The sequence below is a fragment of the Enterobacter sp. Ag1 genome (assembly GCA_000277545.1).
GTDB lineage: Bacteria > Pseudomonadota > Gammaproteobacteria > Enterobacterales > Enterobacteriaceae > Cedecea.
The window spans coordinates 105,719-119,494 of sequence record AKXM01000035.1 but is presented as its reverse complement, the minus strand read 5'-3'; the positions used below and the strand labels follow the sequence as shown (position 1 = coordinate 119,494).

The window sequence follows — 13,776 nt, the reverse complement described above, 5'->3', positions numbered from 1 at the left end:
TTGATTCAGAAGAATCGGCGTTACCGTTTTGCGAAGCGGAACTTATAATGAAAAGATGCAATCCGCTAAACATGACAGAAAAACAAAGGCGTAACGGAACTTTGCTGGCCTCGGGCACTCAAACTCAAAGCTTGCTCAAAAATGCAGGGTTCGAGTGGCATTTCGATTACGCGTGGAAATTGGGTTTGGGGAGACATTACCTCGGATGAGCGAGCAGTTAACGGATCAGGTCCTCGTCGAACGGGTCCAAAAGGGAGATCAGAAATCATTTAACCTACTGGTGATACGCTACCAGCATAAGGTTGCGAGCCTGGTTTCCCGCTATGTACCTTCGGGAGATGTACCCGATGTGGTGCAGGAATCTTTTATTAAAGCTTATCGCGCGCTGGATTCATTCCGTGGCGATAGTGCGTTTTATACGTGGTTGTACCGCATCGCGGTCAACACGGCTAAAAATTATCTGGTTGCTCAGGGGCGGCGTCCGCCATCAAGTGATGTGGACGCCATTGACGCTGAAAACTACGAAAGTGGCAGCGCATTGAAAGAAATTTCGAACCCTGAGAACTTAATGTTGTCTGAAGAACTGAGACAAATAGTTTTCCGTACTATTGAGTCGCTCCCGGAAGATTTACGCATGGCAATTACGTTGCGGGAGTTGGATGGCCTGAGCTATGAAGAGATAGCCGACATCATGGATTGCCCGGTAGGTACTGTGCGTTCTCGTATTTTCCGCGCAAGGGAAGCTATTGATAATAAAGTTCAACCGCTTATCAGGCGTTGACGATAGCGGATTACTGGAAGGGTATTTAGGCATGCAGAAAGAACAACTTTCCGCTTTAATGGATGGCGAATCTCTCGACAGCGAGTTGCTCAATCGCCTGTCAAACGACAGTGAATTGCAGCAAAGCTGGGAGAGTTACCACCTTATCCGCGACACAATGCGCGGAGATACCAGCGAAGTGCTCCACTTTGATATTTCTGCCAACGTGATGGCGGCTATCGCAAATGAGCCTGTGCGTAATGTCGCGCCGCTCATTACCGAATCTCAGCCGCAGCCTCAGCAGTGGCAGAAAATGCCGTTCTGGCATAAGGTGCGTCCGTGGGCAAGCCAGCTTACCCAAATGGGCGTTGCCGCGTGCGTATCGCTTGCGGTTATCGTGGGCGTACAGCACTATAATGGCCAGTCTGACAGCACCGCACAGCCGGAAACGCCGGTCTTTAACACTTTGCCGATGATGGGAAAAGCCAGTCCGGTAAGTCTGGGCGTACCGTCTGACACGACCGCCAGCAACAGCAGTCAGCAAGTACAGGAACAGCGTCGTCGTATTAACGCTATGCTGCAGGATTACGAATTGCAGCGTCGTTTACACTCCGAGCAGCTCCAGTTTGAACAGGCGCAAACCCAGCAGGCCGCTGTGCAAGTGCCAGGAAACCAAACTTTAGGAACGCAATCGCAGTAATGAAGCAACTTTGGTGTGCCCTGTCTCTCGTGGCAGGCAGCCTGTTGTTCACCTCCAGCGCCTCGGCGGACACTGTTTCGTCCGGGGCGTTGTTGCAGCAGATGAACCAGGCTAGTCAGTCACTCAATTATGAGCTGGCGTTTATCAATATCAGCAAACAAGGGATTGAGTCCCTTAGTTATCGCCATGCACGTCTTGATAATCGCCCGCTTGCGCAATTCCTGCAAATGGACGGCCCGCGCCGCGAAGTCGTTCAGCGCGGCAATGAAATCAGCTATTTTGAGCCTGGGCTCGAGCCATTCACGCTCACCGGGGACTACATCGTCGATTCTCTGCCTTCCATCGTCTATACCGACTTTAAGCGCCTGACGCCGTACTACGACTTTATTTCTGTCGGGCGTACGCGTATTGCCGACAGACTATGCGAGGTTATTCGCGTCGTTGCTCGGGACGGCACTCGCTATAACTACATTGTTTGGCTCGATACCGAAACCAAGCTGCCGCTTCGCGTTGATTTACTGGATCGCGACGGCGAAACGCTCGAACAGTTCCGGGTTGTGTCATTCTCTGTTGAAAATCAGGCGAGCGGGCTTCTGCAGAATTTAGCAAAAGCGACGTTGCCACCTCTGCTGTCCGTACCGGGTGCGGAAAAGGCCAGTTTTACATGGGCACCGACATGGCTGCCGCAAGGCTTTAGCGAAGTGTCGAGCAGCCGCCGGCCACTGCCAACCGTGGGCGTGCCTATCGAATCCCGACTTTATTCTGACGGGTTATTTAGTTTCTCGGTGAACATCAGCCAGGCCCCGTCTCAGGCAAGTAATGGCGAACAGCTTGTGCGGACCGGTCGCCGGACTATTAGCACTGAAATTCGTGATAAAACCGAAATTACCGTTGTAGGTGAGTTGCCTCCACAAACGGCGAAACGCATTGGCGATAGCGTGAAGTTTAACGGAGCGACGCAATGATTAAAGAATGGGCGACGGTCGTCTCCTGGCAAAATGGTGAAGCATTGCTGCACTGTGATGTTAAAGCCTCTTGCAGCAGCTGCGCTTCGCGCTCTGGATGTGGGACTCGTGTCCTAAACAAATTGGGGCCACAAACCAGCCATCTGCTGTCTGTGCCAAGCGAACAGCCGCTGGTTGCCGGGCAAAAAGTGGAGCTGGGCATTGCGGAAGGCAGCCTGTTAGGGTCCGCGCTGCTGGTGTACATGTCGCCGTTGGTCGGACTATTTTTGTGTTCAGGTCTTTTCCAGACGCTGTTTGGTACCAACCTGGCCGCTATGTGCGGAGCTTTGCTTGGTGGCGTAGGGGGCTTCCTGCTTGCTCGCGGTTTTTCCCAGCATTTCAGCCGTCGTGAGAGCTGGCAGCCGGTGATTCTAAGCGTTGCGCTTAGCCCGGATGCAGTGCGCGTCGATACGTCCGCACCGCCGGCTGAAAATCAATAAATTCCCTTCAAATGACATCTCTTTGCACATCCTGCTTATGGCTTACCTAAGCTTGCAGGATGAGCAGTTTCCTCACTTTCTGGTTGTAGTGTAGAATGCGGCGTTTCAGGCAGAAGACAGTCTCTGACATCCTGCTCCGTACAGCGCGAAGCGCCGAGCTCACAGGCCATTTGTAAGGCATAAAACCTCTAACTATGAAGAATATACGTAACTTTTCTATTATTGCCCACATCGACCACGGTAAATCGACGCTGTCTGACCGTATCATCCAGATTTGCGGCGGCTTGTCCGACCGTGAAATGGCCGCGCAGGTTCTTGACTCAATGGACCTGGAACGCGAACGTGGTATTACCATCAAAGCGCAGAGCGTCACCCTCGACTACAAAGCCAGCGACGGTGAAACTTACCAGTTGAACTTCATCGATACCCCTGGGCACGTTGACTTCTCTTATGAAGTATCCCGCTCGCTTGCGGCCTGTGAAGGGGCGCTGCTGGTGGTGGATGCCGGGCAGGGCGTTGAGGCTCAAACCCTGGCGAACTGCTACACGGCGATGGAAATGGACCTGGAAGTGGTTCCGGTTCTGAACAAAATTGACCTGCCGGCGGCCGATCCTGAGCGCGTGGCGGAAGAAATTGAAGACATCGTGGGCATCGACGCCACCGATGCGGTTCGCTGCTCGGCGAAAACCGGCGTTGGCGTACCTGATGTATTAGAACGCCTGGTGCGCGATATCCCCGCACCGGAAGGCGATCCAGATGCACCGCTACAGGCGCTGATCATCGACTCCTGGTTCGATAACTACCTGGGCGTTGTCTCCCTGATCCGCGTGAAAAACGGCACGCTGCGTAAAGGCGACAAAGTCAAAGTCATGAGCACCGGCCAGGTGTACAACGCCGATCGTCTGGGCATCTTTACGCCTAAGCAGATCGACCGTACCGAACTAAAATGCGGTGAAGTAGGCTGGCTGGTTTGTGCCATCAAAGACATCCTGGGCGCCCCGGTAGGCGATACTCTGACCCTGTCCCGTAACCCGGCGGACAAAGCGCTGCCAGGCTTCAAAAAAGTGAAGCCGCAGGTTTATGCCGGCCTGTTCCCGGTCAGCTCCGACGACTACGAAAACTTCCGCGATGCACTCGGCAAGCTCAGCCTGAACGATGCCTCTCTGTTCTACGAGCCAGAAAGCTCAACGGCGCTGGGCTTCGGCTTCCGCTGCGGCTTCCTGGGCCTGCTGCACATGGAGATCATTCAGGAGCGTCTGGAGCGTGAATACGATCTCGACCTGATCACCACCGCGCCAACCGTAGTTTACGAAGTGCAAACGACCAGCAAAGAGATTGTCTACGTTGATAGCCCGTCTAAGCTGCCGCCGCTCAACAACATTGAAGAGCTGCGCGAGCCGATTGCGGAATGTCACATGCTGCTGCCGCAGGAGTTCCTCGGCAACGTGATTACGCTGTGTATCGAAAAACGCGGCGTGCAAACCAACATGGTTTATCACGGCAACCAGGTTGCGCTGACCTATGAAATCCCAATGGCGGAAGTGGTGCTCGACTTCTTCGATCGCCTGAAGTCCACTTCTCGTGGCTATGCGTCGCTGGATTACAATTTCAAACGTTTCCAGGCTTCCAACATGGTGCGCGTTGATGTACTGATAAATGGCGATCGCGTTGATGCGCTGGCGCTTATCACACACAACGACAACGCGCCATACCGTGGTCGTGAGCTGGTGGAAAAAATGAAGGATCTGATCCCTCGCCAACAGTTCGACATCGCGATTCAGGCAGCCATCGGCAACCACATTATTGCGCGTTCGACGGTGAAACAGCTGCGTAAAAACGTTCTGGCTAAGTGCTACGGCGGCGACGTCAGCCGTAAGAAAAAGCTGCTGCAGAAACAGAAAGACGGTAAGAAACGCATGAAGCAGGTCGGCAACGTCGAGCTGCCTCAGGAAGCGTTCCTGGCCATTCTGCACGTTGGCAAAGACAGCAAATAATCTAAGGAGTTGGCATGGCGAATATGTTTGCTTTGATCCTCGTGGTAGCCACGCTGGTGACGGGCATTTTGTGGTGTCTGGACAAGTTTATCTTTGCACCAAAACGTCGTGAAAAACAGGCGGCAGCGCAGGCAGCCACCGGTGACGCACTGGACAAAAAGACGCTGAAAAAAGTCGGCCCTAAACCAGGCTGGCTGGAAACCGGTGCGTCGGTGTTTCCGGTGCTGGCGATTGTGCTGGTGGTGCGCTCATTTATTTATGAGCCTTTCCAGATCCCATCCGGTTCGATGATGCCAACGCTGTTAATCGGTGACTTTATTCTGGTAGAGAAGTTTGCCTACGGCATTAAAGATCCTATTTATCAGAAAACCTTAATTGAAACCGGGCACCCTAAACGCGGCGATATTGCGGTATTTAAATACCCTGAAGATCCGCGCCTGGATTATATTAAGCGCGTTGTTGGGCTGCCGGGCGACCGGGTAAGCTACGACCCGCAGTCGAAAGAAGTCACCGTGCAGCCTAATTGCAGTTCCGGCCAGGCCTGCGACAACGCGCTGCCAATCACTTATTCCAACGTGGAAGCCAGTGATTTTGTGCAGACGTTTGCCCGCCGCAACGGCAGTGAAGCCACTTCCGGCTTCTTCCAGTTGCCTAAAGATCAGACCCGTGAAGACGGTGTCCGCTTGAGCGAGCGTAAAGAAACGCTGGGTAACGTCACCCATAACATTCTGACAGTGCCTATCGCTCAGGATCAGGTGGGGATGTACTACCAGCAGTCAGGCTTGCCGCTTGCGACATGGATTGTTCCGCCGGGTCACTATTTCATGATGGGTGATAACCGCGACAATAGCGCAGACAGCCGCTATTGGGGCTTTGTGCCAGAGCAAAATCTGGTCGGTAAAGCGACAGCAATTTGGATGAGTTTCGAGAAACAAGAAGGCGAATGGCCAACGGGCGTTCGTTTAAGCCGAATTGGCGGCATTCATTAAACAATTAATCCCACAAACTAACGACATCCCCTGTCGTTGTGTATAGAATATTCCCGCCTTTAAAGATTGGCTCCCGAAAGGGAGCCACGGCACACGAAACAGCGTTGGTTTCCTTTTTTCAGGTCTGTTCCGTGTGCTGAATAGTTGACGCATTCATTAATTTTGGTATCGCATGAATCCCATCGTAATAAATAGGCTGCAGCGTAAGCTGGGCTACACTTTTCAACATCAGGATCTGTTGCAACAGGCATTAACCCATCGGAGTGCCAGCAGCAAACACAACGAGCGTCTTGAGTTTTTGGGTGACTCCATTCTCAGTTATGTCATCGCGAATGCGCTGTATCATCGTTTTCCTCGCGTAGATGAAGGCGACATGAGCCGCATGCGTGCGACGCTGGTGCGCGGCAATACGCTGGCGGAAATCGCCCGCGAGTTCGAACTGGGTGAGTGTCTGCGTCTTGGGCCGGGTGAACTGAAAAGTGGCGGTTTCCGTCGCGAGTCGATTCTTGCTGATACCGTGGAAGCGTTGATCGGTGGCGTCTTCCTCGACAGCGACATTCAGAACGTTGAGCGTTTGATTCTCTCGTGGTATCAGACCCGTCTCGACGAAATCAGTCCAGGCGACAAGCAAAAAGATCCGAAAACGCGTCTGCAGGAGTACCTGCAGGGTCGCCATCTGCCGCTGCCGTCGTATCTGGTGGTGCAGGTGCGTGGTGAAGCGCACGATCAAGAATTTACCATTCACTGTCAGGTGAGTGGCCTGCCTGAGCCTGTCGTAGGGACGGGCTCAAGCCGCCGTAAAGCGGAACAGGCTGCGGCTGAGCAGGCACTGAAAAAGCTGGAGCTGGAATGAGCGAAGAAAAAACGTATTGCGGCTTCGCGGCCATTGTTGGTCGCCCGAACGTCGGCAAATCCACGCTGCTGAATCAGCTGCTTGGGCAAAAAGTTTCCATTACCTCGCGTAAGGCGCAAACCACGCGCCACCGCATCATGGGCATCCATACCGAAGGGCCATATCAGGCGATTTACGTCGATACCCCGGGGCTGCACATGGAAGAAAAACGCGCCATTAACCGCCTGATGAACCGCGCGGCAAGCAGCTCCATCGGTGACGTTGAGCTGGTTATCTTCGTGGTTGAAGGCACCCGCTGGACGCCGGATGATGAAATGGTGCTGAACAAGCTGCGCGACAGCCGTGCGCCGGTCATCCTGGCCGTCAACAAAGTTGACAACGTTCAGGATAAAACCGTTCTGCTGCCTCACCTGCAGTTCCTCGGCAGCCAGATGAACTTCCTCGATATCGTGCCTATCTCAGCAGAAACCGGGATGAACGTTGATACCATCGCGGAAATCGTCCGTAAGCATCTGCCGGAAGCGATCCACCACTTCCCGGAAGAGTATATTACCGACCGTTCCCAGCGCTTTATGGCGTCTGAGATCATTCGCGAAAAGCTAATGCGTTTCCTGGGCGCCGAGCTGCCGTATTCTGTGACCGTAGAAATCGAGCAGTTCGTGACCAACGAACGCGGTGGCTACGACATCAACGGGCTGATCCTCGTTGAGCGCGAAGGGCAGAAGAAGATGGTGATTGGCAACAAAGGGGCCAAAATTAAAACCATCGGTATCGAAGCCCGTAAAGACATGGAAGAGATGTTCGAAGCCAAAGTTCACCTCGAACTTTGGGTGAAGGTGAAATCCGGCTGGGCCGATGACGAGCGTGCGCTGCGCAGTCTCGGTTATACCGACGACCTGAGCTAAAACTTATGGAAGGCTGGCAACGGGCTTTTGTCCTGCATAGTCGCCCCTGGAGCGAAACCAGCCTTTTGCTCGACCTGTTTTCCGAAGAGTCCGGGCGCGTTCGTCTGATTGCCAAAGGCGCGCGCTCTAAACGCTCAAATCTGAAAGGCGCTCTGCAGCCTTTTACCCCTCTGCTGGTTCGCTGGGGCGGCCGTGGCGAAGTCAAAACGCTACGCAGCGCCGAAGCGGTTTCTCTGGCCCTTCCCTTAAGTGGTATCACGCTGTACAGCGGCCTGTACGTCAATGAACTGGTGGCTCGCGTCCTCGAGCAGGAAACCCGCTTCTCCGAACTGTTCTTCGATTATCTCCACTGCATTCAGGCCTTAGCTGGCGCTACGGGCACACCGGAGCCTGCGCTGCGTCGTTTTGAGCTGGCGCTGCTGGGGCACCTTGGCTACGGCGTGGATTTTCTGCACTGCGCCGGCAGCGGGGCAGTCGTCGATGACACCATGACTTACACCTACCGTGAAGAGAAAGGTTTTATTGCCAGCGTGGTGATCGGCCACAGCAGCTTTACCGGCCGCCAGCTCAGAGCGCTAGCCGAACGCGAATTTCCCGATGCCGACACGCTCCGTGCCGCCAAGCGTTTCACGCGTATGGCGCTCAAGCCGTATCTACAAGGGAAGCCCCTCAAAAGTCGCGAACTGTTCCGCCAGTTTGTGCCTAAAAAAACACCACCTGAGCCTTCAGATAGCTCACAGTAATCACAGACCGTAGCCAGGCTTTCCCCGGCAGGTGTACACTGCCCGGCATCTGTCTGCGAACTCTGAGGATTGTCATGGCTGAATTACTGTTAGGCGTCAACATCGATCACATCGCTACCCTGCGTAACGCGCGCGGTACGGCATACCCGGATCCGGTTCAGGCCGCGTTTATCGCGGAGCAGGCGGGTGCCGATGGCATTACCGTTCACCTGCGCGAAGATCGCCGCCACATCACCGACCGTGACGTTCGCGTTCTGCGTGAAACCCTCGATACCCGCATGAACCTGGAAATGGCCGTCACCGAAGAGATGATCGCTATTGCCTGCCAGACGAAACCGCATTTCTGCTGCCTGGTGCCGGAAAAGCGCCAGGAAGTAACCACCGAAGGCGGCCTGGATGTTGCCGGTCAGCTGGATAAAATGCGCGATGCCTGCCAGCGCCTGGCTGACGCAGGTATTCTGGTTTCTCTGTTTATTGATGCCGACCACGCGCAGATTGACGCGGCGGTGGCCGTGGGCGCGCCTTACATTGAAATCCACACTGGCTGCTATGCGGACGCTGAAAACGAAGCGACCCAGGCCAAAGAGCTGGCTCGCATTGCTGAAGCCGCGAGCTATGCCGCCGCTAAAGGGCTGAAGGTGAATGCTGGTCACGGGCTGACGTATCACAATGTTCAGGCCATTGCGCGGATCCCTGAAATGCATGAGCTGAACATCGGTCACGCGATTATCGGGCGAGCGGTAATGAGCGGGCTTAAAGAAGCCGTGGCTGAAATGAAACGCCTGATGCAGGAAGCGCGTCGCTAATGGCCATTCTCGGCCTCGGCACGGACATAGTGGAAATTGCGCGCATTGAGAGCGTCATTTCCCGTTCCGGCGACCGACTGGCAAAGCGCGTACTGAGCCAAAATGAATGGGTCTTGTACCAGGCGCATCAGCAGCCGGTGCGTTTTCTGGCGAAGCGTTTTGCGGTGAAAGAAGCGGCCGCGAAAGCTTTTGGTACCGGAATTCGCAACGGGCTGGCGTTCAACCAGTTTGAAGTGTTTAACGACGCGCTGGGCAAACCTCAACTGCGGTTTTGGGAAGAGGCGGAGCGGCTGGCTGAAAAAATGGGAGTGCGTTCAGTTCACGTTACCCTGGCGGATGAGCGCCATTACGCCTGCGCGACGGTGATCATCGAAAGCTAAAGTTTATCCGCATGGTGGAGCAGCACGAACTTATCCCACAGCTGCTCTTCATTCTCAATGTGCGCCGGGTCGTGAATTATCGTGCTGGGGATCGGGCAAACTTTCTGGCAGGTCGGGGTTTCGTAATGGCCCACGCATTCCGTGCAACGATCGGTATCGATCTGGTAGATAGCATCGCCCATGGAGATGGCCTGATTCGGGCACTCCGGCTCGCACATATCGCAGTTGATGCACTTCTTCGTAATTAATAACGCCATTTCAACCTGTTACCAGCCCCACCGGACTAAAAGATATATTCACATTTCGCGCTCAAAACATTGCAAAAGCCTGTATGTTTAACCAGTATTAAGTTTGATTAAATATAATGGATAAAGCAGGGACGTTTCGATGGCGCGCACTTTACCACAAAAGCAGATCATCCCCAATGATACTGCGCCTTTAAGTTTTGTGCTTTGTGTACTTTCAGTACGTGTTATCATTGAACTATTGGTCATGAAAAACACGACGGGGTCGTACTTATGGTACAGAGAGAACAACTGCGCGAAGCTTTTTCCCGCAGGCTGGCGCAGGCCTGCAGCGAAGCAAACCTCGATGAGTTCGGGCGCGGTATGGCGATAGCGCGCGCGCTGGGCGTTTCCTCCAAGGCCGTCAGTAAGTGGCTTAACGCCGAAGCCATCCCCCGGCAGGATAAAATGTACGAGCTGGCAACGTTTCTTCGGGCTGACGCGCTCTGGCTTCAGCACGGCAGTGAAACGGGCTATCAAAGCGAAGGGCGCGAGAATGCGGCCAGCCATGAAGAGGCGGCTATTTATCCTTTCCAGCCGCGCGAAGAGCAGGGCTTTCGCATCGACGTGCTGGACATTGAGGCCAGCGCGGGGCCGGGGCGACTGGTCTCCAGCGAAGTCACCGAAACTATCAACCACATCGTTTACGACAGCCAGGAAGCGCTGGAGCTGTTCGGCCACCGGCCGGCTTCAACGATAAAAGTCATCACTGTCACCGGTGACAGCATGTCCGGCACCATTGAACTGGGTGACTATATCTTTGTGGATATTGGCAAAGACTACTTCGATGGCGATGGCATCTACGTGTTCCTCTATAAGGGACAATTGCTGGTGAAGCGCCTGCAGATGACCCATGACTGCCTGCTGGTGCGATCGGACAACCCCAAATATGCTGACTGGCGCATTAGCGAAGAGAACGAACAGCACCTCAAAATTATTGGCCGAGTGATGTACAGCCATTCAATTCGCCGCCACGCCTGAGATAGCTCATCCTCAAGCTCCAGCCTCAGTCACTTACCCAAGTATGCTCCTGAGGCTGGATCCCTTGCCGCCTTACCGCAACTCGAATGCTAACCCATCTAAAAATAATCTTATAAATCAATAATTAATCATCAATACGATCTTTTTTTAAATAATTCGTACTTTTGGTTCTTGACGTAATTGTACTATTGGTTCAATATCAATTCATCGGCAGGACGCACCGACTCACAAGGCAAGTGAACGCTCCTTAACATCAGGCCCTGAAAAAGGGCACATACACCAAAGCAAGAAGCTTTGGGATATCAGAGAGATATCACCAAAGTTGATTGACAGGAGGTTGTATGGACGCACAGGCACGTCGCCGCCAGCGCCGCGAAGCTAAACAGGCCGTCTGGAAAGCTGCCAACCCGCTGTTAGTCGGGGTAAGAGCGAAACCTGAGGCACGGCTTATTCTCTCGCTGGTTCGTAAACCCAGGTCTCGCCCCGACAAGGCCCTGGAGGTGATTAACATTTATGGTCTGCAAATCATTCAGCAGGCAGAGCATTATCAACGACTGCGCCAGAAGTTAGACGCCAGGAAAAAAAGCGTTTATCAGGCCACGCCTCGCAGCGAATCCGGCTTACCGGCAGCGACCGGGAAGCAAACCCGACGCGGAAAACCTGTTCCGCTGATTTAACGCCATACCGCTTCTTTATCCCAACGGCAGTTCGACCCCTCAACCGAAGGTTCTTCCATGAACGACCAACCCGCAAATCTGGTCACGCAGTCTTTTGCGTGGCTGGCGGCGCTTGCCGCCGGTCTGGGTATCACGACACAGGATATGGTCTACATGATATTCGGACTGCTTAGCGTACTGATTTCACTGGCTTCGTGGCTGGGCGGCAGGCTGGATGCCCATCGACAGCATCTCGAAGATCAAAAGCGCACCCGCATCCTCCAGACGCTGGTGGATGACTTGCAAACCTTAAACCGAGCCGAGCAGATTGAGATTATCAGGGCAGTCAGCGAGGTACTGAAAAAGGCAGGTAACTAGTGGCTCTTTCTCCCGGACTCAGAAAAACATTACTCGGATTGTCAGGGGCGGGTGCGCTGACGATTGCAGGCACGCTCCTGCCCGAGCTGGAAGGCGTGAGCTACACGCCATATTACGACGTCGCCGGGGTGCTGACCGTCTGTTACGGCCATACCGGTAAAGACATTATTCCCGACAAAACATACACCCTGTCTGAGTGCAGGCGCTGGCTTGACCAGGATCTCGGCCCAGCGGCTCAGGCGGTCTCAAGGGCCGTCACCGTCCCGGTTAGTGAGTACCAACGAGCAGCTTTGATTAGCTTTACCTACAACGTTGGTACAGCCGCTTTTCTGCGCTCTTCCGTGCTCAGGATGTTAAACGCTGGCGAGTACAAACAGGCCTGCGCTGGGCTGAAAAAATGGATCTGGGCGGGTGGGAAGCAGTGGCAGGGGCTTATCAATCGTCGCGAGGTGGAGTACCAGCTTTGTACCTGGCCGGAGCCGGAAGAATGAAGCCGCTGACCTCACTTGTGCTGGCGGCCTTTACGCTGCTCATTGCCAGCAGCTGGTGGTTTCACCAACGCTATGCCGTGCAAAAACAAAGGGCAGAGTTAGCCCTGGAGCAGCTGGCTCAGCAAAAAAATGAGCTGCAAAACCTTGTCCGGCGCCAGCAGGCAATAGCTGACCTGGATATCCACTATAGCGAGGAGTTAACCCATGCCCGGCTCACCATTGAAAACCTGCAGCGTGATGTGGCTGCTGGTACTCAGCGGCTGCGCGTCAGCGCCACCTGCAAAGCAGTGCCTGGCACCGCCGCCGCCGCCAGGCTGGATGATGCAGCCGCCCCCGGACTTACTGACGCCGCTCAACGGGATTATTTCCGTCTCCGGGAGCGAATAGAAACGAGCAACAAGCAGCTGGCGGGGCTGCAGGAGTACATCCGCAATCAGTGCCTGAACTAAGCCTCGAATTTTCGAGGCTTTTTTATTCCTACGTCAAAGAGGTCATTCCTATGTCTACATCCCTGAAGTACCCGATTGTTCTGGTCCACGGTCTGTTCGGTTTCGACAAAATTGGCGGGATCTACCCCTATTTCTACGGCATCAAAGAGGCGCTGGAGAAAGCCGGGGCGAAGGTCTACATCGCCACGATTTCCGCACTGAACAGCAATGAAATGCGCGGCGAGCAGCTGCTGGAATTTATCCGTAAAGTCCTGGCCGAAACGGGTGCGGCAAAAGTTAACCTGATTGGCCACAGTCAGGGGCCTTTGGCCTGTCGTTACGCTGCGGCTACCCACCCTGAACTTATTGCCTCGGTAACCTCCGTGAACGGCGTTAACCATGGCTCCGAAGTGGCAGACCTTGTTCGTCTGGCGCTGAAGCCTGGCCGCCTGCCAGAGTCTATCGCCAATGCTGCTCTGTCGGCTTTCGGCCAGCTGCTTTCCGCTCTGGCGGGGGCACCTCGTCTGCCTCAATCCGGCGTGGATGCTCTGGATGCATTGACCAGCGAAGGCGTTGCCGCCTTTAACAAGAAGTATCCGCAGGGACTGCCTGCGCAGTGGGGCGGCCAGGGCAAAGAGCTGGATAACGGCGTCTACTACTACTCCTGGAGCGGGATTATCGACTACAACCCGCTGAATCAGGGCGCGAACAACCTGGATCCGCTGCATGTCGCCATGCTGGCGTTTTCCATCCTGTTCACCAACGAACGTTTCCAGAACGATGGCCTGGTTGGCCGTTACAGCAGCCATCTGGGCAAGGTGATTGGCTCCGACTATTCGATGGATCACGTCGATGCCATCAACCAGCTTGCCGGCGTGGTGGCCAGCAACAGCGACCCGGTCAAGCTGTACGTCGACCACGTGGCTCGTCTGCAGGCCAAAGGGCTGTAAGCCTTATCTGAACCGCCTTTGGGCGGTTTTTCTT

Annotated in this window: 19 protein-coding genes; 18 read left to right on the top strand and 1 reads right to left on the bottom strand. The window is 54.4% G+C overall.

What is annotated here, in order from left to right; all coding sequences use genetic code 11:
* Window positions 1–47 precede the first annotated feature (47 nt).
* From rseD to acpS, 12 genes are all read left to right on the top strand, one after another.
* Complete coding sequence (rseD, locus tag A936_RS23975; RefSeq protein ID WP_157141424.1) at window positions 48–209, top strand: rpoE leader peptide RseD; 162 nt, start codon at window positions 48–50, stop codon at window positions 207–209.
* Window positions 206–781, top strand: a complete 576-nt coding sequence (rpoE, locus tag A936_RS15705; protein WP_008459517.1) for an RNA polymerase sigma factor RpoE — start codon at window positions 206–208, stop codon at window positions 779–781. The genes rseD and rpoE overlap by 4 nt, the downstream gene beginning before the upstream one ends.
* Window positions 782–812: 31 nt before the next feature.
* Window positions 813–1,460 carry an anti-sigma-E factor RseA gene (rseA, locus tag A936_RS15700; protein ID WP_008459515.1) on the top strand — a complete coding sequence of 216 codons (648 nt, stop codon included), beginning with the start codon at window positions 813–815 and terminating at the stop codon, window positions 1,458–1,460.
* Window positions 1,460–2,425, top strand: coding sequence for a sigma-E factor regulatory protein RseB (gene rseB, locus A936_RS15695; protein ID WP_008459512.1), 966 nt, complete (start codon window positions 1,460–1,462; stop codon window positions 2,423–2,425). The genes rseA and rseB overlap by 1 nt, the downstream gene beginning before the upstream one ends.
* The gene (gene rseC, locus A936_RS15690; RefSeq protein ID WP_008459510.1) at window positions 2,422–2,904 is read left to right on the top strand and encodes a SoxR-reducing system protein RseC; all 483 of its coding nucleotides are present in this window, start codon (window positions 2,422–2,424) and stop codon (window positions 2,902–2,904) included. The genes rseB and rseC overlap by 4 nt, the downstream gene beginning before the upstream one ends.
* Window positions 2,905–3,098: 194 nt before the next feature.
* A complete protein-coding gene (gene lepA / locus A936_RS15685) occupies window positions 3,099–4,898 on the top strand; it encodes a translation elongation factor 4 (protein WP_008459509.1) in 1,800 nt (599 codons plus the stop codon).
* Window positions 4,899–4,912: 14 nt separating this feature from the next.
* Entirely contained in the window at window positions 4,913–5,887 is a 975-nt protein-coding gene (gene lepB / locus A936_RS15680) for a signal peptidase I (RefSeq protein ID WP_008459507.1), read from the top strand.
* Between the two features lie 172 nt (window positions 5,888–6,059).
* Window positions 6,060–6,740, top strand: coding sequence for a ribonuclease III (gene rnc, locus A936_RS15675; protein ID WP_008459505.1), 681 nt, complete (start codon window positions 6,060–6,062; stop codon window positions 6,738–6,740).
* A complete protein-coding gene (gene era, locus A936_RS15670; protein WP_008459503.1) occupies window positions 6,737–7,645 on the top strand; it encodes a GTPase Era in 909 nt (302 codons plus the stop codon). The genes rnc and era overlap by 4 nt, the downstream gene beginning before the upstream one ends.
* 5 nt (window positions 7,646–7,650) lie before the next feature.
* Window positions 7,651–8,388, top strand: coding sequence for a DNA repair protein RecO (gene recO / locus A936_RS15665; protein ID WP_008459502.1), 738 nt, complete (start codon window positions 7,651–7,653; stop codon window positions 8,386–8,388).
* Window positions 8,389–8,462: 74 nt separating this feature from the next.
* On the top strand, window positions 8,463–9,194 hold the full coding sequence (gene pdxJ / locus A936_RS15660) for a pyridoxine 5'-phosphate synthase (protein WP_008459500.1): 732 nt from the start codon (window positions 8,463–8,465) through the stop codon (window positions 9,192–9,194).
* A complete protein-coding gene (acpS, locus tag A936_RS15655) occupies window positions 9,194–9,574 on the top strand; it encodes a holo-ACP synthase (RefSeq protein ID WP_008459499.1) in 381 nt (126 codons plus the stop codon). The genes pdxJ and acpS overlap by 1 nt, the downstream gene beginning before the upstream one ends.
* Here acpS and A936_RS15650 read toward each other — a convergent pair.
* Window positions 9,571–9,831, bottom strand: a complete 261-nt coding sequence (locus A936_RS15650) for a YfhL family 4Fe-4S dicluster ferredoxin (RefSeq protein ID WP_008459497.1) — start codon at window positions 9,829–9,831, stop codon at window positions 9,571–9,573. The two genes, acpS and A936_RS15650, sit on opposite strands and share 4 nt — an antisense overlap.
* Window positions 9,832–10,092: 261 nt before the next feature.
* Here A936_RS15650 and A936_RS15645 point away from each other — a divergent pair, with 261 nt between their 5' ends.
* The 6 genes from A936_RS15645 to A936_RS15620 all read left to right on the top strand — a co-directional run bounded on the left by A936_RS15645 (window position 10,093) and on the right by A936_RS15620 (window position 13,742).
* The gene (locus A936_RS15645; protein WP_008459494.1) at window positions 10,093–10,839 is read left to right on the top strand and encodes a LexA family transcriptional regulator; all 747 of its coding nucleotides are present in this window, start codon (window positions 10,093–10,095) and stop codon (window positions 10,837–10,839) included.
* A 341-nt stretch (window positions 10,840–11,180) separates the two neighbouring features.
* Window positions 11,181–11,516: an antitermination protein N gene (locus tag A936_RS15640; RefSeq protein WP_008459492.1), complete on the top strand. Its 336-nt coding sequence runs from the start codon at window positions 11,181–11,183 to the stop codon at window positions 11,514–11,516.
* A gap of 57 nt (window positions 11,517–11,573) precedes the next feature.
* Entirely contained in the window at window positions 11,574–11,873 is a 300-nt protein-coding gene (locus A936_RS15635; RefSeq protein ID WP_008459490.1) for a hypothetical protein, read from the top strand.
* A complete protein-coding gene (locus tag A936_RS15630) occupies window positions 11,873–12,364 on the top strand; it encodes a lysozyme (RefSeq protein WP_034809540.1) in 492 nt (163 codons plus the stop codon). Before A936_RS15635 ends, A936_RS15630 begins: the two co-directional genes overlap by 1 nt.
* Window positions 12,361–12,813 carry a lysis protein gene (locus A936_RS23235; RefSeq protein WP_008459486.1) on the top strand — a complete coding sequence of 151 codons (453 nt, stop codon included), beginning with the start codon at window positions 12,361–12,363 and terminating at the stop codon, window positions 12,811–12,813. Before A936_RS15630 ends, A936_RS23235 begins: the two co-directional genes overlap by 4 nt.
* Window positions 12,814–12,863: 50 nt before the next feature.
* Entirely contained in the window at window positions 12,864–13,742 is an 879-nt protein-coding gene (locus tag A936_RS15620) for an esterase/lipase family protein (RefSeq protein ID WP_008459483.1), read from the top strand.
* Window positions 13,743–13,776: the final 34 nt, after the last annotated feature.

Bases quoted from the DNA above. Each gene is read 5' to 3' on its own strand.
- rseD (WP_157141424.1), top strand. From the start codon at position 48: ATGAAAAGATGCAATCCGCTAAACATGACAGAAAAACAAAGGCGTAAC.
- rpoE (WP_008459517.1), top strand. From the start codon at position 206: ATGAGCGAGCAGTTAACGGATCAGGTCCTCGTCGAACGGGTCCAAAAG.
- rseA (WP_008459515.1), top strand. From the start codon at position 813: ATGCAGAAAGAACAACTTTCCGCTTTAATGGATGGCGAATCTCTCGAC.
- rseB (WP_008459512.1), top strand. From the start codon at position 1,460: ATGAAGCAACTTTGGTGTGCCCTGTCTCTCGTGGCAGGCAGCCTGTTG.
- rseC (WP_008459510.1), top strand. From the start codon at position 2,422: ATGATTAAAGAATGGGCGACGGTCGTCTCCTGGCAAAATGGTGAAGCA.
- lepA (WP_008459509.1), top strand. From the start codon at position 3,099: ATGAAGAATATACGTAACTTTTCTATTATTGCCCACATCGACCACGGT.
- lepB (WP_008459507.1), top strand. From the start codon at position 4,913: ATGGCGAATATGTTTGCTTTGATCCTCGTGGTAGCCACGCTGGTGACG.
- rnc (WP_008459505.1), top strand. From the start codon at position 6,060: ATGAATCCCATCGTAATAAATAGGCTGCAGCGTAAGCTGGGCTACACT.
- era (WP_008459503.1), top strand. From the start codon at position 6,737: ATGAGCGAAGAAAAAACGTATTGCGGCTTCGCGGCCATTGTTGGTCGC.
- recO (WP_008459502.1), top strand. From the start codon at position 7,651: ATGGAAGGCTGGCAACGGGCTTTTGTCCTGCATAGTCGCCCCTGGAGC.
- pdxJ (WP_008459500.1), top strand. From the start codon at position 8,463: ATGGCTGAATTACTGTTAGGCGTCAACATCGATCACATCGCTACCCTG.
- acpS (WP_008459499.1), top strand. From the start codon at position 9,194: ATGGCCATTCTCGGCCTCGGCACGGACATAGTGGAAATTGCGCGCATT.
- A936_RS15650 (WP_008459497.1), bottom strand. From the start codon at position 9,831: ATGGCGTTATTAATTACGAAGAAGTGCATCAACTGCGATATGTGCGAG.
- A936_RS15645 (WP_008459494.1), top strand. From the start codon at position 10,093: ATGGTACAGAGAGAACAACTGCGCGAAGCTTTTTCCCGCAGGCTGGCG.
- A936_RS15640 (WP_008459492.1), top strand. From the start codon at position 11,181: ATGGACGCACAGGCACGTCGCCGCCAGCGCCGCGAAGCTAAACAGGCC.
- A936_RS15635 (WP_008459490.1), top strand. From the start codon at position 11,574: ATGAACGACCAACCCGCAAATCTGGTCACGCAGTCTTTTGCGTGGCTG.
- A936_RS23235 (WP_008459486.1), top strand. From the start codon at position 12,361: ATGAAGCCGCTGACCTCACTTGTGCTGGCGGCCTTTACGCTGCTCATT.
- A936_RS15620 (WP_008459483.1), top strand. From the start codon at position 12,864: ATGTCTACATCCCTGAAGTACCCGATTGTTCTGGTCCACGGTCTGTTC.